This window comes from Actinomyces mediterranea (genome assembly GCF_900155595.1).
Classification (GTDB): domain Bacteria; phylum Actinomycetota; class Actinomycetes; order Actinomycetales; family Actinomycetaceae; genus Pauljensenia; species Pauljensenia mediterranea.
This window is the reverse complement of the sequence record NZ_FTPB01000002.1, coordinates 1-18,724: the sequence shown is the minus strand read 5'-3', so window position 1 is coordinate 18,724 and position 18,724 is coordinate 1. Positions and strand designations below refer to the sequence as shown.

The window sequence follows — 18,724 nt, the reverse complement described above, 5'->3', positions numbered from 1 at the left end:
TCCGCCTGTGGAAGTGGTCACGTCGCCCGTGAATGCACGACCCTCACACGCTCCCACACCCCGTGCAGGCGGATAAGACCCGTGTCTGGCTGCCAGTGGCGAACAGCGAGCGCATCGGGAATGTCGTAACCGCGCCCAGTCAAAGCTGCAAGAGCCTCCCGCGGCGGGCACATAAGGAATAGTACGCGATCTGAGAGCGCGCCGGGCGCGGGCAGCATCTGCCATGTGACGTGCTCGATCACCGGATCAAGATGCCCCCGCAAGCGGTATTCGCGCCGTATCCACTCGTCGATCCGCCCTGTTGAATCCCCCATGACCGCCCATCCGCCCGCATTCGTGATGTTCGTGTCGACGCGCAGCCTCTCCCACGCATTGCCCGCATACACCAGTGGAAAGCCTGTATGGTCCGGCGATGATTGATCGGCGATGAGCGCCCACGAGCGAACCCTGAAGGTCGTTGTGGCAAGGGGGCCGCCCGGAAGAGGCGCTTCGGCCGCGTCCGGAATGACGGCGAGCATTGGATGGGCCCCTGTCGACGCGCAGATCCACTGGCTGTCGCTGGTCGGCAGATCGCAGGATTGAGGAAGCCCTGCGAAACTCAGCGCCTCGCGTGAGGATGCCCGGATGAAGCGGGTCGGGAAATGGGTGGTCGCCCCGGTCTGGCGAAGGGCTCCTGGTTCCGCACAGACCAGCAGTATCCCCCGATCGCGGCACTCTTGGAGCATCCGCTCCCACATGTCGTTCGCGCCGACAGGCCCATAGGCGCGGCTGAGGGCACGGCGCGCCCCCGTCCCGTCGTCGATTGCGAGGATGGAGGGGCCATGGTCGACGATCGACGTGAGGAGGATTCCGAGATCTTGCCCGTCATCGCAGGTCAAGGATGACACTGATGAGTCGAGGGGGAGCGAGGTGCAGGCGTGGAGAGGCAAATGCAGTTCGGAAGAGAGCCGCAATGCGAGGGAGCGGACCACGCGGGCGAGCAGCGCGGACTCGTGGGCGGGCGCCTCGAGGAGGATGTGACCGCTCTCGTAAACGAGCGGACGATGCTGCCCTTCGTCGATGCCGTCGAGGATGGCGATGGCGCAGGAGGCGGGCGTCGGAGCGTCCTCGCCACCGGAACCGATGAGCGCCTCGCATTCCTCCCATGTCGCACAGTCTGGCAGCTCCGGCGCCCAGGGGAGGGGATGGGGGGTGTTGAAGAGGGCACTTACCCGCGTGCATTCCGCAGCAATGTCACCGATGTGGGCGAAGTGGACGGTCTGGCCTCCAATGATCGCGCGTCCCGGCAGGCGCTCTAGTCCGGCCGCATCAGCTGTGCCGATGACGTCAATCGAATCGCCATCGCTCACGCAGCGCAATGCGATCCGCAGGTCGATATTCGCCCGCATTGACGCGGGAACTGCCCCTTGGGGGCGCTGCGTCGCAATAATGAGATGCAGGCCGAGGGAGCGCCCCTGTGCGGCGATGCGCGACAGGATCGCGGCGGCCTGTGGGTGTCCGTCGGTGAGGACGCGGAACTCGTCGATGACGACAACGATCCTGGCAGGCGGAGCCTCACCCGTGGCGGCGCAAGAATCCGCCCACTGGGAGTAGTCCGCATGACCCAGTTCGGACAACTCGCGCTCGCGGCGGGTCAGGAGGGAGGCGATGCCCCGTAGCGCCCGGGTCGTATGCGCGGGGTCGAGATCGGTGAAGACTTGGTCGGTGTGCGGCAGCTGTGCCAGTGGGGCGAAGGTCGCGCCGCCCTTGTAGTCGATAAGGATGAAGCGCAACTCGTCGGGCGGATAGCGTTGGGCCATACCGAGGAGCCACGTGAGCAGGGCCTCCGACTTCCCCGATCCCGTGGTCCCGGCGATGAGCGCATGGGGGCCGTCTGCGACGAGGTCGATGCTCTTCCACCCCCGGGCGGCCGCCGCAACGGGCACATCGAGTGACTGATACGGCGCCGACGTGGTTGAGGGCGCCTGTTTAAGGTCGGCGAAAGACACCCTTGAAGGGAGCGACTGGACTTGAGGGCGGGTGGAGGCGATCTGGTGCAACCACAGGCTCGACACAGCAGCGGAGTCCGAGTCGATGATGTGTGTGCACCAGGTGGGCAGAGCCGAATAGTCGTCGCCCACGCCGATGTGCCAGGCACCCGCCTCATCCGGTCTCTCCTGGCAATGCGGACACCTCGAGGTGCGGCACAGGTGGATCAGTTCGTCGCCCTCGCCGATGTTCACTCGGCGCCCCCCGCAGGTCGTCAATCGGGCGCCTCCACGATGGTGGGCGATCTGCGCTCCGATCCACCAGGCGTTCTCTTCGGCCCAGGGGCCGACGCATCCGAAAACGGGGCGCGCGCCCGCCTCCAAAGCCACTGATGCCGAGCGCCGAGTCGGCGTCTCCCACACGAGGCCCTCCGAGTGCCCCGCCGATGGGGGAGAGGCCGGTGCATCAGCGGCGAGGACGAGGGCGAGATGCGCGCCGTCGACTGGACGCCAGTCTCTCCTGCGGTGCATCAGCCACCGTCCGAGGGCAATGCCTCCGCCCACCATGACGGCGGCGACGATGACGAGGAGCAGCGGCGAGTGGACGGAATAGACGGCGGTGAAGCGGGCGAGGGCGAAGGCTGTGAAGAATACGAGGGGGATCAGGGTCCACAGGCGTCTGCGCCGAGGGGGAGCTTCGCGCCAGTTGAGGCGCCGGGGCCGTCGGCGCACGACGAATACATCCGCTCCCACTGTCAGTCGGCGTCCAGGGCACAGCCTGCGCCCCGCGCGGCCGACGACCGTTGTGAAGGGGCCCCACGCAATGAAGGTGCCGTTCTCGGATCCCTCATCCCTCACGCGCACCCTGCCGCCCTCGACGCTGAGTGACGCGTGGCGGCGGGAGATGGCGGGGTCGCTCAGGGGCAGCAGTTGCGACCTGCCCAGAACAGCAGGTACAGGCACGACGACACCGATATCGGGACCCTCGATACAGGCGAGGTGCCAGGATGCTCCGAGTGCACTCTCGGCGCCCCAGCGGCCCTCACATCCGCTCTCAGGGTACAGTGTCCGCGCAGGAGTGTCCGCGTGGGCGTCGTCCATTTGCCACCTCGATTCATGCCCATCGCTGATGGCGCCAGTGTGCCCAGACGCTGATCGACTCGTCCCCGCTGTTTGGACCGTCCTGTGGACGAGGAGTCCGGGTAAATACGACATGTGGATAGACAGAGGCTGTGGATGCGTGCCCGCATATGGTGGGGCGGCGCCACTGATACCCATTGCGGGTGCGACAATGAACCCATGAGCGATTCCCCCTCCAGCGCGCCGTCGGCCTCCTCCGATGAATGGTGCGCCACCCGTCGCCGCTACGACAACCTGGTTGAGCGGATCGAGCGCGCTCGCGGCGAGTACTACGGCTCGGACGCCCCGACACTGTCGGATGCCGAATACGATCGGATGTTCCGCGAACTTGAACTCATCGAGCGCGCCCACCCCGAACTCGCCGGGGCGGATTCGCCCACTCAGTCCGTTGGTGGTCAGGCCAGCGGGACCTTCGCCTCCATCCGACACCTCCAACAGATGACGAGCCTCGAAGACGTATTCTCCTATGAGGAACTCGCTGAATGGGAGGATCGCGTGCACCGCGACCTCGATACGACCGGCGTGGAAATGACGGCGGAGGCCAAGATCGACGGTCTCGCTGTCAACCTCCTCTACGTCGACGGCGTCCTCGTCCAAGCGGCGACCCGCGGGGATGGCTTCGTCGGTGAGGATGTCACCGCGAATATCGAGACGATCGACGCCATCCCCAGGCGCCTCGACGCCGATATCGTCCCCCATCGCATTGAGGTCCGCGGTGAGGTCTACTTCCCCGTCAAAGACTTCGAGGAGTACAACGCTCAGCGCATCGCATCTGGGCTGCCCGCGTTCGTCAATCCCCGCAATGCCGCGGCCGGTTCGCTGCGCCAAAAAGACGCTGCCGAGACCGCGAAGCGGCCCCTCGCGATGATCGCCCACGGAGTCGGCTTCGTCGAGGCCGCGCCCGGGGACTCGGACGCTTTGAGTGCGAGCGCAGGAGACGGGGTTTTCTCCCCGCCGACGACCCTCTTCGGCTGGTACGAGCAGCTGCGGGACTGGGGCCTGCCGGTCTCCCCGTACACAACCCTCGTCTCGAGCCCCGACGCCATCGTGTCGCGCATCGAGCAGATCGGAGCCGAGCGCCACTCGCTCCTCCACGAGATCGACGGCGTTGTCATCAAGATCAATGACCTCGACGCGCAGCGGTCCCTCGGAATGACATCTCGCGTGCCGAGGTGGGCGGTCGCCTACAAGTTCCCCCCGGAAGAGGTCCACACCCGTCTGCTCGACATCCGCGTCCAGGTCGGCAGGACGGGGCGCGTCACCCCCTACGGCGTCATGGAGACCGTATACGTGTCCGGCTCCAATGTATCGCGGGCGACGCTGCACAATGCGAAGGAAGTCGCGCGCAAGGGCGTCCTCATCGGGGATCTCGTCGTCCTGCGCAAGGCCGGCGATGTCATCCCGGAGATCGTCGCCCCCGTCGAGGCGGCCCGCGACGGGTCGGAACGCCCCTTCGTCATGCCGACCCGGTGCCCCGCCTGCGGAACCGCCCTCGTCGAGGAAAAAGAGGGCGACATCGATGTGCGCTGCCCCAATAAGTCCGCGTGTCCCGCCCAGATCACGGAGCGCATCGCCCACCTGGGTGCCCGTTCGGCACTCGACGTCGAAGGACTCGGCGACGAGGCCGCACTCGCCCTCACCCAGCCGGAGACGAACCGCGAGGCGGCGGCGGCGGCCCTCGTCGCAGGCCACAGGGTGTTCTTTGAGAACGGCCGCGCGCTGAGCCTCGATACAGCGGACGGTCTGGGCCACGCTGATCAACTCGCCCGCGCCGAGAAGCTGCTGCCCCCCGCACAGTCTCCCGTCTTGACGTCCGAGGGCGATATCTTCGATCTGCGCGAGGATGATGTGAAGGACGTATACGTGTGGCGCCCCATCCTTCACTGGCAGATCATCGAGACATCTCCCGGCTCGGGCGATGGTGACGCGCCTGCGACCCGCAAGCGCGTACAGGTGGAAACGGGGGATTGGCAGTACGTCCACTACTTCTGGTCGAAAGGTTTCAAAAAGCGCAGCCCCGCACAGATCCGGGCCGATGCGCGCACGCGCGTGGACGAGGCGAGGGCGGCGGGACACGAACTCGACCTCGCCCACTTCCTCGGCGACTCCTTCGAAGCGCCCCTCGCCGACCCGACGAAACCCGTGTGGGATCCGATCAACATCGACCACCGTTATGAGGCGCAGCCGTCGAGCCCACTCAAGACCCTCACCGTGATGCTCGCCGAGTTGGACAAGGCGAAGAGCCAGCCCCTCGCCAGGATCCTCATCGCACTGTCGATCCGCCACGTTGGGCCGATTGCGGCGCGAGCGGTCGCATCCGCGCACCCGTCGATGGAGCAGATCCGCGCCGCCTCCATCGAGGAACTCGCCTCCATTGACGGCGTCGGCGAGGTCATCGGGCACTCCCTGGCCTCCTGGTTCCACGAGCCGTGGCACCGGACGATCCTCGACAAGTGGGCTGCTGCGGGTGTGCGCATGGCCGACGAAGACACGAGTGCGGCGCTCGACCAGAATCTTGCGGGCCTCACCATCGTCGTCTCCGGAACGATGCCGGGCTTCGACCGCGAGGGCGCGAAAGAGGCGATCCGCATGCGCGGAGGCAAGCCCACCGGATCCGTGTCGAAGAAGACGGACCTCGTCGTCACGGGAGAGGGAGCGGGATCGAAGAGGACGAAGGCGATCTCCCTGGGCGTCCCCCGCATCGAGGCGGACCAGTTCCAGGTGCTCCTCGACGGGGGCATCGACGCGGTGACGCCCATTATCGGGGAGGGGTGAGCCGCTTCAGACCATGAATTCGAAGGGGTGGAGGAGGCGTTCGGTGAAACGGGTCAGCAGGGTGCGCCCCTCCCACTCGTCGATGGTGAGGCGCCGGGCGGTCGTCAGATCATTCGCGAAGATCTCCTCCATCCGCGCGGCGAGGTCGGTGGAGAAGAACTGCATATTGACCTCATGGTTGCCGCGCATCGACAGACGGTCAATATTCGCCGTTCCGATCGTCGACCACTTCCCGTCCACGGTCATCGTTTTCGAGTGAACCATCGCATGCTGGTACAGCCAGATTTCAATGCCCTCACGGATGAGGGAGCCGTAGTAGGGACGGGCTACCCAGTCTGCGAGAATATGGTTGGAGTACTCGGGGATGAGAACCTTCACGGTGACGCCGCGTTTGGCTGCGGCGATGAGGGCCTGGAGGATCTCCTTATCGGGGATGAAATAGGCGGTGGTGATGAGGATGTGGTCGGTCGCCCTCTCCATCGCGTCGATGTACATGCCGCGGATGGGGTAGAGAATGCGCTGGGGCATGTTGAAGGCGGCGGTGACTTCCGCCTGCCATTTCTTCGCGCCCCTGTCGGGCAGGCGCGGTGAGTGCCTGGGGCGGTAGTGGTTCCAGAAATCGACGAAGCCGTTCTCGAGTTCCCACACGGCGTTGCCGGTGACGCGCACATGCGTATCACGCCACTCATTCGCGAAAGCGTCTCCGATATTGTATCCGCCGACGAATCCGACTGTGGAGTCGACGACGAGGATCTTGCGATGATCCTGACCGGTGTTGCGCAGATTGAGGGTGAATAGTCCCGAGCGGATCGTCGGGAAGCGACGCACCCACAGATGGGCAAGGTCGGGGAATCGGTAGAAGCAGGGGTCTTGGTTGAGGACTCCGAACCCGTCGTACACGCAGAACACGTCGACGCCGCGTTCGGCTGCGGCGATGAGGGCGTCTTTGAAGCGCTGACCCCAGTCGTCGGCGCGCCAGATGAAGGTCTCGAAGAAGACGTGGCGCTCGGCGCTATTGATCGCATCGAGCATGTCGGTGTAAAGGGAATTCCCCTCGGTGTAGGTGCGGACCGTGTTCTGCGAGACGGGCGTGTCCGCCGGGGCGAGAGTCGGGAAGCCGTGGCGTCCGCCGGGCACGCGCTGCTTGCGCGTGTAGTCGATGGCGTGAATCGCGGCGATCGCGGTCGTCTGGGCGATGAGGATCCCGACGCCGACTTTCTTCGCGAGGGTCCACGTGTCCTGATTGATCAGAGAGAAACGCCGCCAGCCCATGGGCACACTCTAGTCGCTCGCCATGGCCGAGTGCGTCTTATCTGCGGAGGCGGGCGCGGAGGCGGCCGTTGTCCGAGTAGGATGCGGATCATGTCACGCATCAGTACTGACGAGGTCGCCCGCGTTGCCGGGCTGGCCCATATCGCATTGACCCAAGAGGAGATCGAGAGATTCGCCGGAGAACTCGATGTCATCGCCACATCCGTGGCGAAGGTGTCCGAGGTCGCGACCCCCGATATCCCCGCCACTTCGCACCCGATCCCGCTGACGAATGTGTGGCGCGACGACGTGGTGGCCCGGGTCGTGGACCGAGATGAAGTCCTCGCCCAAGCGCCCGCTTCTGAAGACGGGATGTTCCTGGTTCCGCAGATCTTGGGGGAGGACTGATGAACGACCTGTTGAAGAAGTCGGCGCTCGAACTCGCCGACATGCTCGCCGCGGGTGAGACCACCTCGGTCGAGCTGACGAGGGCGTGCCTTGGTCGCATTGACGCGCTCAACCCGACGATCAACGCCTTCCTCTACGTCGACCGTGAGGGTGCCCTGGCAACGGCGGCTGATGTCGACGCCCGCCGCAGCGCCGGCGAGAGCCTCCACCGGCTCGCGGGCATTCCGATCGCCATTAAGGACAACATAGTGACGCGGGGCATCCCGACGACCTGCGCGTCGAAGATCCTCGGCGACTGGCGGCCCCCCTATGACGCGACCGTAATCGAGAAGATCCACAAGGCTGGGCTCCCGATCGTCGGCAAAACGAATATGGATGAGTTCGCCATGGGGTCGTCCACCGAGCACTCCGCCTTCGGACCGACCCTCAACCCGTGGGATGTGGAGCGCATCCCCGGAGGCTCGGGCGGAGGCTCTGCGGCTGCGGTCGCCGCTTTCATGGTACCGCTCGCCCTGGGCTCCGACACGGGTGGTTCCATTCGCCAGCCCGGCTCCGTGACAGGAACCGTCGGTGCGAAGCCGACCTACGGGCAGGTGTCCCGTTACGGCCTCATCGCGATGGCGTCCTCGCTCGACCAGATCGGCCCGGTTACCCGCACGGTCTCCGACGCTGCAGTGCTGACCGAACTCATCAGCGGTCATGATCCGCTCGATTCGACATCCCTGGACGAGCCGGTTCCCGCCCTCATTGACGCCGTGTCGCGCGTGGGCGCCGACGGGCGCATCGAGGGGCTGCGCGTCGGCGTCGTCGCCGAACTGACCGGAGAGGGCTATCAGGACGACGTTCTCGACGCGTTCACCGCGACGGTGGACGCGCTGCGCGAGGCCGGTGCCGAGATCGTCGAGGTGTCGTGCCCGAGCTTCAACTACGCCCTTGCCGCCTACTACCTCATCATGCCCGCCGAAGTGTCGTCGAATCTCGCGCGCTTCGACGGTATGCGCTACGGCATCCGCGTCGAGCCGACAGAGGGACCCGTCACCGCCGCCACCGTCATGGCGGCCACCCGCGAGGCCGGTTTCGGCGACGAGGTGAAGCGCCGCATCATCTTGGGCACTCACGTCCTGTCGGCCGGATACTACGACGCCTACTACGGCAGCGCCCAGAAGGTCCGCACCCTCATCCAGCGCGACTTCGATCGCGTCTTCGAACAGGTGGACGTCCTCGTCTCCCCGACGGCCCCGACGACAGCCTTCACGTTCGGCGACAAGATCGACGACCCGATGGCGATGTACCTCAATGACGTGGCGACGATCCCCGCGAACCTCGCGGGCGTTCCCGCGATGAGCGTTCCCAACGCGATCAGCTCCGAGGGGCTTCCCATCGGATTCCAGATCATTGCGCCCGCGCGCTCCGACCTGCGGATGTACGAGGTCGCCCGGCTGGTGGAGACCCTCAGTGATGATGTCGCGTCGGCGTGCCCGGCTGCGACCTGGGAGGAGAAGTGATGACCGAGCTCATGGATTACGCCGATGTCGTGAAGAACTTCGACCCCGTCCTCGGCATCGAAGTCCACGTCGAACTCGGCACCGCGACGAAGATGTTCGACTCCGCGCCGAACGCCTTCGGCGGGGACCCCAACACCCACGTCACCCCGGTGTCGCTCGGTTTACCCGGCTGCCTCCCCGTGGTGAACAAGACCGCCGTCGAATACGCCATTACCATCGGATTGGCCCTCAACTGCCAGATCGCTGAGTACTGCCGCTTCGCGCGCAAGAACTACTTCTACCCGGACCTGACGAAGGCCTTCCAGACCTCCCAGTACGACGAGCCGATCGCCTACGACGGCTGGGTCGATGTGGAGCTCGAGGATGGCACCATGTTCCGCGTCGAGATCGAACGCGCACACATGGAGGAGGACGCCGGGAAGAACACGCACGTCGGCGGTGTCGACGGACGCATCCACGGCGCCGACCACTCCCTCGTCGACTACAACCGGGCGGGCGTCCCCCTCGTTGAGATCGTCACCCGCCCGATCGAGGGTGCAGGAGAGCGCGCCCCCGAGGTCGCCGCCGCCTACGTTCAGACGCTGCGTGACATCTTCCGCGCGCTAGGCGTGTCCGAGGCCCGCATGGAGCGCGGCAATGTGCGCGCCGACGTCAATGTGTCGCTGCGCCCGAACCCCGATGCGCCCTACGGCACACGATCGGAGACGAAGAACGTCAACTCCTTCCGCGGCATCACAGCCGCTGTGCGCTACGAGATGCAGCGTCAGGGGGCGATCCTCGCCGCCGGTGGCTCTATCGTTCAGGAGACTCGCCACTTTCACGAGGGCGACGGATCGACCTCGTCGGGGCGTGAGAAGTCCGACGCTGAGGACTACCGCTACTTCCCCGAACCGGACCTCGTGCCGGTGGCGCCCTCGCGCGAGTGGGTCGAGCAGCTGCGAGCCTCCCTTCCCGAGCTCCCGGTCGCCAAACGCCGCAGGCTCCGCGAGGAGTGGGGCTTCGCCGAGATGGAGATGCGCGACGTGATCAACGCGGGCGCAGTCGAGCTCATCGAGGCGACGGTCGGCGCGGGCGCGGATCCCGCATCCGCCCGCAAATGGTGGATGGGCGAATTGTCGCGCCGCGCGAAGGAACAGGAGTCCGCTCTTGAGGATTTGCCGGTGACCCCGACCCAGGTCGCCGAACTCCAGGAGCTCATCGACTCCGGTCGCATCAATGACAAGCTTGCCCGTCAGGTGCTCGAAGGAGTGTTGGCGGGTGAGGGGTCGCCGACCGAGGTCGTCGAAGCCCGAGGCCTAGAGGTCGTCTCCGATGAGGGGGCGCTAACGGCGGCGGTTCACGAGGCGCTCGATGCAAATCCGGATGTGGTCGCCAAGATCAAGGGCGGTAAAGTCCAGGCGGCGGGCGCCCTCGTCGGCGCCGTCATGAAGGCGACGCGCGGTCAGGCGGATGCTGCGCGCGTGCGTGAGTTGATCATGGAGATGGTCGGGGTCTGATCCCCGCTGTGCTCGTGGGCCCGTCGGCGTGAGTCGGCGGGCCCATGGCGTGTCATGGGGTGCGCGGGGCGTAGAGGGTGGCGCCTGTGATCGCTGCGATGATCTCTTCGGCGCTGGCTTCGTCAGCGTCGAATACCCCGTTGACGCGGCCGTGGCGCAGGACGACGATCCTGTCGGCGATGGCGCGCACATCGGTGATGGAGTGGCTGATGAGGATGACGCCGAGCCCCAGATCGCGCAGGCCAGCGACATGGGTGAGCACATCGGCAGTCTGTGACACTGACAGGGATGCGGTGGGCTCATCGAGGATGACGAGGCGCGGATCGGCGACGAGTGTGCGCGCGATCGCCACGCATTGACGCTGCCCACCAGAGAGCTGATGTAGGGGTGTATGGACGTCGGGGATGCGGCTCGACAGGGAATCGAGGTAGGCGCGTGCCTGGGCGTCCATCGTCCCCTGGTCGAGGAGTTTGCTCCGGGAGTTGATCTCCCTGCCCAAGAAGATATTCGCGGCGACATCGAGATTGTTGCACAGCGCGAGTTCTTGGAAGACCGTTGCGATTCCCAGTTGGAACGCTGCGCGCGGAGTGGGGATGGCAACCGGCTCACCGTCGAGGAGGATCATGCCTGAGGTCGGCCGGTAGACCCCGGCGACGGTGCGGGCGAGAGTGGACTTTCCAGCCGCATTGTCTCCGACGAGGGCGACGACTTCGTGCCTGTGGACGGTCAGATCGACGTCGATGAGGGCACGGACTCCTCCGAAGAAGCGGGAGACTCGGCGCAGTTCCAGCACTGGTGTTTCGCGGGTCATGGCGTGCCTCCGAGTAGGGGTGAGCGGGTTGGCGAGGTTTGGAATGCATCTCGCGCGAGGGCGAGTACACCGAGGACTTCTGCGCGCCCGTCGAGTGATGAGGCGACGATGTCGACATCGGGGGGGATCGCGGGACGTTTGGAGAAGATGTCGCGGATCGGGTTGAAGAACAGGTCACCGGTCGCCGGGAGGTCCCCGCCGAAGACGATCCGTTTGGGGGCGAAGACGATGGCGAGGTCGGCGATGGCATTGCCGATGGTCGTCGCTGCGTCGGAGATGATGCGTCGACAGCCGACGTCGCCTGCTTGTGCGGCGGCGACGAGGTCGGACAGGGAGCGCGCAGTGCCGTGCAGGCGCAGCAGGGATAGCAGGGCGTCGACTCCGACGATTGTTTCGAGGCATCCGCGCGCTCCGCAACGGCAGACGAGGCCATTGGGGTCGACTTGGACATGGCTGATCTCGCCCGCCATCCCCCTGTATCCGTGGTGGATGCGGCCACCGACGAGGATCCCTGCGCCGATCGAACGCGAAGCGTGGATGTAGAGGGCGTCATTGATGCCCCGCAGTGCGCCGAAGCGGGATTCTCCGACGACGCCGGCGTTCGCGTCGTTCTCAACGATGATGGGGCGCTGAAGCCGGGCTCCGAGGACATCGCGGATATTGAGGTTGTCCCATCCTTCCAGGCACAACAGCTTGTCGGTAATCCCCGTGTCGGGGTCGATGGGGGCGGGGAGGCACACACCAATGGAGTTGATCGATTCGAGGGAGGACCCCACTTCTTCGGCGAGTTCCATGACGAGGAGTGCGACGCGGTCGAGCGTCGTGTCGACGCGGTGTTGGGCGGGGAGGGGGAGGCGGTGGTGGGCCGTCACTTCGTGCGTTTCATCGGAGATCTCGAGGGCGAGATGGCGATGTCCGATCTGAACGCCGACGGATAGCCCATTCGATACCGCCATTGACACGAGTTGCGCCCGCCTGCCCGAGCGGATCGTCGTGTCGGTCTGGACGATGTTATTGGCGACGAGTTGCTTGACGATATTGGAGATCGTCGCAGGGGAGAGGCTCGTGACCGCTGCGAGCTCGACTTGGGTGATCTGCCCGTAGTGCTTGATCGCTTCGATGATGCGCGCAGAGTTCGCTTCACGAAGGGAGGATTGCGATCCGATCGCACCGTTGAATGGGGACACGGGCTCAGATTATCAGGGTGAAGCCGCCGTTTACTCGCTGTTTTACGGCACTTCGCTCGGTTGGGTTCATGATCGTAACGATTGGATTACGGTTGGATTTAAGTCGTGACTTCAAGATGTGAAGACAAGTAGTGTCGTGTCGACGGCGAGCGACGCGGCTCGCCCCGCTTGAAATGGAGGCGCGATGGTAGGCGGCGACGTCATCCTCGAAATGCAGCGCATCGTCAAAGAATTCCCGGGCGTTCGAGCCCTTGACGACGTTACGATGAAGGTGCGACGAGGCGACATCCACTCGATCTGCGGTGAGAACGGCGCAGGCAAGTCGACGCTCATGAAAGTCCTGTCGGGAGTCCACCCGCACGGCACCTACTCCGGGAGGATCCTCTTCGAGGGCAGCGAGGTGACATTCCCGAATATTAAGGCCTCGGAGAAGGCCGGCATCGTCATCATCCACCAAGAACTCGCACTCATCCCGGAGCTGTCGATCGCGGAGAACATCTTCTTGGGGTCGGAGACCGTCTCCCACGGGCTCATCGACTGGGACGTTGCCAGATCGCGCTCCTTCGACCTGCTCACGCGGGTCGGCCTCGAAGCCGACCCGGCAACCCCCATCAAGAATCTCGGCGTCGGCCAACAGCAGCTCGTCGAAATCGCCAAGGCCCTGTCGAAGGACGTCAAACTCCTCATCCTCGACGAGCCGACCTCGGCGCTCAATGAGGAGGACTCCCAGAACCTCCTCGCCCTGATGAAGGAATTCAAGTCCAAGGGCATCACCTGCCTCATGATTTCCCACAAGCTCGGAGAGATCGCCCAAGTCTCCGATGCCGTCACCGTCATCCGCGATGGAAAGACCGTCGAGACCTACGACGTCGTTGCGGGCGAAGTCGACGAGGATCGGATCATCCGGGCAATGGTCGGACGCTCCATCGAGAACCGCTACCCCGATCATGACTCCCACCCGGGCAGGGTCCTGCTCAAGGTGAGCGACTGGAACGTCGAGTCGGGAATCATTCCTGGGCGCATGCTCGCCAAGAACTCCTCATTCTTCGTCAGAGCCGGTGAGATCGTCGGCTTTGCGGGACTCATGGGGGCGGGGCGCACCGAGCTGGCGCGCTCCATCTTCGGTCGCTCCTTCGGCACATTCGTCTCCGGCACGATCGAACTCGACGGCGAGGTCGTCGAATTGCACAACGTCTCGCAAGCCATCAACAAGGGGATCGCCTACGTCCCCGAAGACCGCAAGACGCTCGGACTCAACCTGCTCGATTCGATCCGCCATACCATTGTGTCGGCCAATCTCAAAGACGTCATCCGCAATGGGCTCCTCGATCGGGGAGAGGAGGCGAGCGTCGCCGAGAAGTACCGGGAGGACCTGCGAATCAAAGCGCCCTCCATCGACACCGGTGTCGTCACCCTCTCGGGTGGCAACCAGCAGAAAGTCGTCCTCGCCAAGTGGATGTTCCCCGACCCGAAGGTCCTCATCCTCGACGAACCGACGCGAGGCATCGACGTCGGAGCGAAGTATGAGATCTACAAGCTCATCCACGTTCTCGCCGACGAGGGCAAGGGCGTCGTCGTGATCTCCTCGGAGTTGCCCGAACTGCTCGGGATCTGCGACCGCATCTATACCATCTGCGAGGGCGAGATCACCGGGGTCATGGACCGGTCCGAGGCCACCCAAGAGTCCCTCATGCGCCGCATGACCACCTTGCGCACTTCCAACCCCGCCAAAGCGTCCTGAACGCCGGACGACATCCCACAACAAGGAGCCTTCTACACATGAAAAGCCTCAAACAGGTCTTCGGGGGTCATCTCCAGCAGTACACCATGGTCCTTGCACTGCTCGCCCTCGTCATCGCCTTCGAAATAGTGTCCGGCGGGCGCATGCTCACCTCGTCGAACTTCCAGAACCTCATCTCCGGTAACGCCTACGTCCTCATCCTTGCCATCGGCATGGTCATGGTGATCGTCATCGGACAGATCGACCTGTCCGTCGGATCCGTCGCGGGCTTCGTCTCCATGGTGATGGCATTGACCATCAGAGACATCGGCCTGCCATGGTGGCTCGCCTTCGTCGTCGGTATCCTCATGGGCGTCGCCATTGGCGCCTGGCACGGATTCTGGCTCGCAAAAGTCGGTATCCCCGGCTTCATCACAACCCTCGCCGGCATGATGATCTTCCGCGGTGGCGTCATCTGGATCTCCAACTCGATCTCTGTTCCCGTCCCCGATGAGTTCAAATTCCTCGGCGCGGGCTACCTTCCCGAATGGGGTCCGGCGTGGACGCAGCTCAATAACTCGACCCTGCTGCTCGGCATCATCGCCATTGCATGGTTCGTGTGGAGCGAGTTCAAGAGGCGCGCCCGCGCCCTCGCGCACGGCGGGGACATGCCCGTCTGGGTGCCGATCGTCCGCTCCGTCCTCATCTCCGTCGTCATCGGCTACCTCATCTTCCTCTTCGGACACGGGCGACCTGGCACCTCCTTCCCGATCCCCGGCCTCATCCTCGTCATCCTCGTCATCGTCTACCACGTCATTACTCAGCGGACCGCCTTCGGCCGTCACATCTACGCCGTCGGCGGTAACAAAGCGGCGGCCGCTCTGTCGGGTGTCAACACGGCGAGGACGTACTTCCTCGTCATGGTCAATATGTCCTTCCTCGCCGCCCTCGCGGGCATCCTATTCGTCGGGCGCGCGACTTCCGCAGGCCCCTCCGACGGGAACATGTGGGAACTCGATGCCATTGCAGCGGTCTTCATCGGAGGCGCAGCGGTCTCAGGCGGGATCGGCACCGTCGTCGGTTCCATGATCGGCGGCCTCGTCATGGCCGTTCTCAACAATGGCCTCATGCTCATGGGCGTCGGCGCCGATAAGACCCAGGTCATCAAAGGGCTGGTTCTGCTCGCGGCTGTCGCATTCGATGTCTACAACAAGCAGCAAGGGCGCCCCTCCATCATGGGCCAACTCACAAAGGGGCTCCGCTCCTCCAAACAGGATCGTAACGCCACTGCGGCTCAACCGTCCTGAGTCCTCCAAGCCCGACCCCATCACATACGGGCGGTGAGACCACCGTCCGGTCGAGAGCCCGAATCCGAAAGGAATTCTCATGAAGAAAATACTGACAGGCCTGTTCACATGTGCGGCGGCGACCGCCCTCGTCCTCGCCGCTTGCTCCGGCGGCGGTCGCGAAGGCGCATCCGCTGACTCGGCCGACGGCGGCGCCGCGGGCGCGGGCTTCCCCGCAGACGCCACCATCGGTGTCGCGCTGCCGTGGCTGGGCACGCAGAATTGGAAGGAGGCGGAGCAGATGTTCACCGAACAACTCGCCGCCGCCGGTTTCAAGCCCCTCGTCCAGACGGCGGATCAGAAGGTCCCCCAGCAGCAACAGCAGATCGAGGCGATGATCGAACAAGGAGCCAAGGCCATCGTCGTTGGACCGATCGACGGCACACAACTCGGCTCCGTCCTCGACAAGGCGAAGGAGGCGGGCGTCGCGGTCATCGGATACGACCGCCTCATCGAGAATACCGCCTCGGTCGACGCCGTCGTGCAGTTCGGCTCGGTGCGCACGGGCGAACTTCAAGGACAGTCCCTCCTCGAGGGCCTCAAGGAACTCAAGGGTGATGGACCCTACAACATCGAACTCTTCGGGGGCGGCCCCGCAGACCCCAACGCCCCCAACTTCTTCACCGGGGCGATGAACGTCCTGCAGCCGAAGATCGATGATGGGACGCTCACCGTCGTCTCCGGTCAGACCGATTTCACCCAGGCGGCGACCCCCGACTGGGACAACTCGAAGGCGCAGTCCCGCATGGACTCTCTCCTCTCTGGCTTCTACGCCGATAAGAAGATCGACGGCGTCTTGTCCCCGAACGACGGCATCGCCCGCGCGATCCTCACCTCCTCTGAGCAGGCGGGTCAAGAGCTCCCGGTCGTCACCGGCCTCGACGCCGAGAACGAATCTGTGATCGCAGTGTGGCAGGGGCGTCAGTACTCCACCGTCGCCAAGCCCACACAGACTCTCGTCGGTAAGACGGTTGAACTCATCCAGATCCTCCAAAAGGGCGAGAAGCTGCCCGAACCGAGCGAGAGGGTCGCCAATGGCAAGGCCGACATCGCCGTCTACGCACTCGACCCGATCGTTGTGACGAAAGCGAATATCAAGGATGTCTTCAAGGACGATCAGACTCGTCTCGACCTCCTCCAGTAGGCGGCGCTGGACCCTCTGACCCTGTGAGCAGGAGTGGGGACTAATGGGGGTGGTGGCCCGGATGCATATCCGGGCCACCACCCTTATTGCCGGGGACGAAGCCGCGTGTCCGGGGCCTTCGGTAGGCAAGGTCAACGCCTGCGCCGTGTCCACGAGGCGTATACCTCTCGCGGGAGGGGGGCGAAAGTCCTTAGGCTTGAAACGTCTTGAATCCGCCGCGGCCCCGGGGCCGCTTCGCTAAAGGTTGATATGCGTACCTCTCCTTCATACACAGCGTCATTCAGACTCGACATTGACGAGGCCGTGTCCTCAATCGCAACCCTCATCGACGCGGTATCGGACACGGGCGCAGAGGTCAAGGGCCTCGACGTCGCAGACTCGAATCGCGGACATATCACCCTCGATCTCACGGTTGATTTGCGCGACTCCGAACACCGTCGCGAAGTCCGTGCGCTGCTGCGCGACCTCGAGGGCGTGTCCCTGTCGTCGACCGCCGACCAGACGTTCATGTCGCACATCAGGGGCAAGATCGAAGTGCGCTCGAAAGTGCCGCTGCGCAACCGCGATGACCTGTCCCGCGCCTACACGCCGGGGGTCGCTCGCGTGTGCACGGCGATCCACGACATGCCTCAAAAGGCCCACATGCTCACCATGAAGTCGAACACGGTCGCGGTCGTCTCTGACGGCACTGCGGTCCTCGGCCTGGGCGACATCGGCCCTGAAGCGGCTCTGCCCGTAATGGAGGGCAAGGCCGTCCTCTTCAAGGAGTTCGGCGGTGTCGACGCGTGGCCCGTCGTGCTCGATACGAAGGACACCGAGGAGATCATCTCGATCGTCAAAGCGATCGCTCCCGCATACGGCGGCATCAACCTCGAGGACATCTCCGCGCCGCGATGCTTCGAAATCGAAGAGCGCCTGCGCGCCGAACTCGATATCCCGGTGTTCCACGACGACCAGCATGGCACAGCGATCGTGGTGCTTTCCGCCCTTATCAATGCCCTCAAACTCGTCGACAAGAAGATCGAAGACGTGCGCATCGTCGTCTCCGGAGTCGGGGCGGCGGGCAATGCGATCATCCGTCTCCTGCTCGCCCAGGGCGCCTGCGACATTGTCGGCTACGGCAGAAGCGGAGCGCTCGCTGCGGATGACACCGAGGGGATGCACCCCTCGCGCAAGGCACTCGCCGAAGCGACGAATCCGCGCCTCGTTCACGGCTCCCTCAAGGAGGGGCTCATTGACGCCGATGTCTTCATCGGAGTGTCTCACGGCGACATTCTCGACCCCGAGGACATCGCCACGATGGCGCCCAATGCCATCGTCTTCGCCCTGGCGAACCCGACCCCCGAGGTCGATCCGATCGGCGCGGGCGAACACGCGGCGGTCGTGGCGACGGGTCGTTCCGACTTCCCCAACCAGATCAACAACGTCCTCGCGTTCCCCGGACTCTTCCGAGGCCTGCTCGACGCGAAGGTCAAGGAGATCACCACCGAGGTCCTCCGTGTCGCGGCCGTCGCGATCGCCAGCGTCATCTCCGAAGAGGAGTTGTCGCCGAACTACATCATCCCCGGCGTCTTCGACGAGCGCGTCGCTCCCGCGGTGTCGCGCGCGGTTCGACAGGCCGTCCGTGACCTGCCGACCTTCGACATCCCCGTCCAGGAGGACGTGGATCGTCGCTGACGAAGGTGGATCATTCCTCTCGCTTTCCCCGCCGTTCACAGCATGACGAATCGGTGAACAGCGGGGGAAGTCGTATTCGGTCAGTGGCACACAGCCGATTTGTGTGGTGGTGTGGTGGAGGTTACGTGGTGTGGGTTTGACGGTGTGGGGGGTGGTGGGTATTGTTTTGGTTTGTCGCTGTGGCCTGTTGTGGTTGTGGTGGTGTGCCTGGCTCTTGTGGTTGCTGCTTGTTGTGGGTGGTGGCTGGGGGTGTGGGGTGTTGTTTGTGAACTCGATAGTGTGTTGTTTGTTTGTTTT

12 protein-coding genes are annotated in these 18,724 nt (G+C 64.5%); 8 read left to right on the top strand and 4 right to left on the bottom strand.

Annotated features, from left to right (window positions below; genetic code table 11):
- Positions 1 to 17 precede the first annotated feature (17 nt).
- On the bottom strand, positions 18 to 3,068 hold the full coding sequence (locus BQ7471_RS00085) for an FHA domain-containing protein (protein WP_076463273.1): 3,051 nt from the start codon (positions 3,066 to 3,068) through the stop codon (positions 18 to 20).
- Positions 3,069 to 3,266: 198 nt separating this feature from the next.
- On the opposite strand from BQ7471_RS00085, the gene ligA reads away from it, so the two are divergent.
- Positions 3,267 to 5,882, top strand: coding sequence for an NAD-dependent DNA ligase LigA (gene ligA / locus BQ7471_RS00080; RefSeq protein WP_076463271.1), 2,616 nt, complete (start codon positions 3,267 to 3,269; stop codon positions 5,880 to 5,882).
- Positions 5,883 to 5,888: 6 nt separating this feature from the next.
- On the opposite strand, the gene BQ7471_RS00075 is transcribed toward ligA, so the two are convergent.
- Positions 5,889 to 7,154, bottom strand: a complete 1,266-nt coding sequence (locus tag BQ7471_RS00075; protein ID WP_076463269.1) for a phospholipase D-like domain-containing protein — start codon at positions 7,152 to 7,154, stop codon at positions 5,889 to 5,891.
- A 90-nt stretch (positions 7,155 to 7,244) separates the two neighbouring features.
- Here BQ7471_RS00075 and gatC point away from each other — a divergent pair, with 90 nt between their 5' ends.
- From gatC to gatB, 3 genes are read left to right on the top strand one after another with little or no spacing between them, the layout of a single operon-like run.
- Positions 7,245 to 7,541, top strand: a complete 297-nt coding sequence (gatC, locus tag BQ7471_RS00070; protein ID WP_076463267.1) for an Asp-tRNA(Asn)/Glu-tRNA(Gln) amidotransferase subunit GatC — start codon at positions 7,245 to 7,247, stop codon at positions 7,539 to 7,541.
- Complete coding sequence (gene gatA, locus BQ7471_RS00065) at positions 7,541 to 9,046, top strand: Asp-tRNA(Asn)/Glu-tRNA(Gln) amidotransferase subunit GatA (protein ID WP_076463265.1); 1,506 nt, start codon at positions 7,541 to 7,543, stop codon at positions 9,044 to 9,046. The genes gatC and gatA overlap by 1 nt, the downstream gene beginning before the upstream one ends.
- Positions 9,046 to 10,542, top strand: coding sequence for an Asp-tRNA(Asn)/Glu-tRNA(Gln) amidotransferase subunit GatB (gene gatB, locus BQ7471_RS00060; RefSeq protein WP_076463262.1), 1,497 nt, complete (start codon positions 9,046 to 9,048; stop codon positions 10,540 to 10,542). Before gatA ends, gatB begins: the two co-directional genes overlap by 1 nt.
- Before the next feature lie 52 nt (positions 10,543 to 10,594).
- On the opposite strand, the gene BQ7471_RS00055 is transcribed toward gatB, so the two are convergent.
- Together BQ7471_RS00055 and BQ7471_RS00050 are read right to left on the bottom strand one after the other, a co-directional pair.
- Entirely contained in the window at positions 10,595 to 11,353 is a 759-nt protein-coding gene (locus BQ7471_RS00055) for an ATP-binding cassette domain-containing protein (RefSeq protein ID WP_076463260.1), read from the bottom strand.
- The gene (locus BQ7471_RS00050) at positions 11,350 to 12,540 is read right to left on the bottom strand and encodes an ROK family transcriptional regulator (RefSeq protein ID WP_076463258.1); all 1,191 of its coding nucleotides are present in this window, start codon (positions 12,538 to 12,540) and stop codon (positions 11,350 to 11,352) included. The genes BQ7471_RS00055 and BQ7471_RS00050 overlap by 4 nt, the downstream gene beginning before the upstream one ends.
- 184 nt (positions 12,541 to 12,724) lie before the next feature.
- Here BQ7471_RS00050 and BQ7471_RS00045 point away from each other — a divergent pair, with 184 nt between their 5' ends.
- The 4 genes from BQ7471_RS00045 to BQ7471_RS00030 all read left to right on the top strand — a co-directional run bounded on the left by BQ7471_RS00045 (position 12,725) and on the right by BQ7471_RS00030 (position 18,427).
- A complete protein-coding gene (locus BQ7471_RS00045; RefSeq protein ID WP_076463256.1) occupies positions 12,725 to 14,281 on the top strand; it encodes a sugar ABC transporter ATP-binding protein in 1,557 nt (518 codons plus the stop codon).
- Positions 14,282 to 14,319: 38 nt separating this feature from the next.
- Positions 14,320 to 15,567, top strand: coding sequence for a sugar ABC transporter permease (locus BQ7471_RS00040; RefSeq protein WP_076463253.1), 1,248 nt, complete (start codon positions 14,320 to 14,322; stop codon positions 15,565 to 15,567).
- Positions 15,568 to 15,646: 79 nt separating this feature from the next.
- On the top strand, positions 15,647 to 16,750 hold the full coding sequence (locus BQ7471_RS00035) for a substrate-binding domain-containing protein (RefSeq protein ID WP_076463251.1): 1,104 nt from the start codon (positions 15,647 to 15,649) through the stop codon (positions 16,748 to 16,750).
- 249 nt (positions 16,751 to 16,999) lie between these two features.
- Positions 17,000 to 18,427, top strand: a complete 1,428-nt coding sequence (locus tag BQ7471_RS00030; RefSeq protein ID WP_076463249.1) for an NAD-dependent malic enzyme — start codon at positions 17,000 to 17,002, stop codon at positions 18,425 to 18,427.
- The last annotated feature ends 297 nt before the right edge of the window (positions 18,428 to 18,724 follow it).

What these genes read in the sequence shown, in the direction of transcription:
- BQ7471_RS00040 (WP_076463253.1), top strand. Translation starts at nt 14,320, where the DNA reads ATGAAAAGCCTCAAACAGGTCTTCGGGGGTCATCTCCAGCAGTACACC.
- BQ7471_RS00085 (WP_076463273.1), bottom strand. Translation starts at nt 3,068, where the DNA reads ATGGACGACGCCCACGCGGACACTCCTGCGCGGACACTGTACCCTGAG.
- gatA (WP_076463265.1), top strand. Translation starts at nt 7,541, where the DNA reads ATGAACGACCTGTTGAAGAAGTCGGCGCTCGAACTCGCCGACATGCTC.
- BQ7471_RS00075 (WP_076463269.1), bottom strand. Translation starts at nt 7,154, where the DNA reads ATGGGCTGGCGGCGTTTCTCTCTGATCAATCAGGACACGTGGACCCTC.
- BQ7471_RS00035 (WP_076463251.1), top strand. Translation starts at nt 15,647, where the DNA reads ATGAAGAAAATACTGACAGGCCTGTTCACATGTGCGGCGGCGACCGCC.
- ligA (WP_076463271.1), top strand. Translation starts at nt 3,267, where the DNA reads ATGAGCGATTCCCCCTCCAGCGCGCCGTCGGCCTCCTCCGATGAATGG.
- BQ7471_RS00045 (WP_076463256.1), top strand. Translation starts at nt 12,725, where the DNA reads ATGGTAGGCGGCGACGTCATCCTCGAAATGCAGCGCATCGTCAAAGAA.
- gatB (WP_076463262.1), top strand. Translation starts at nt 9,046, where the DNA reads ATGACCGAGCTCATGGATTACGCCGATGTCGTGAAGAACTTCGACCCC.
- BQ7471_RS00030 (WP_076463249.1), top strand. Translation starts at nt 17,000, where the DNA reads ATGCGTACCTCTCCTTCATACACAGCGTCATTCAGACTCGACATTGAC.
- gatC (WP_076463267.1), top strand. Translation starts at nt 7,245, where the DNA reads ATGTCACGCATCAGTACTGACGAGGTCGCCCGCGTTGCCGGGCTGGCC.
- BQ7471_RS00055 (WP_076463260.1), bottom strand. Translation starts at nt 11,353, where the DNA reads ATGACCCGCGAAACACCAGTGCTGGAACTGCGCCGAGTCTCCCGCTTC.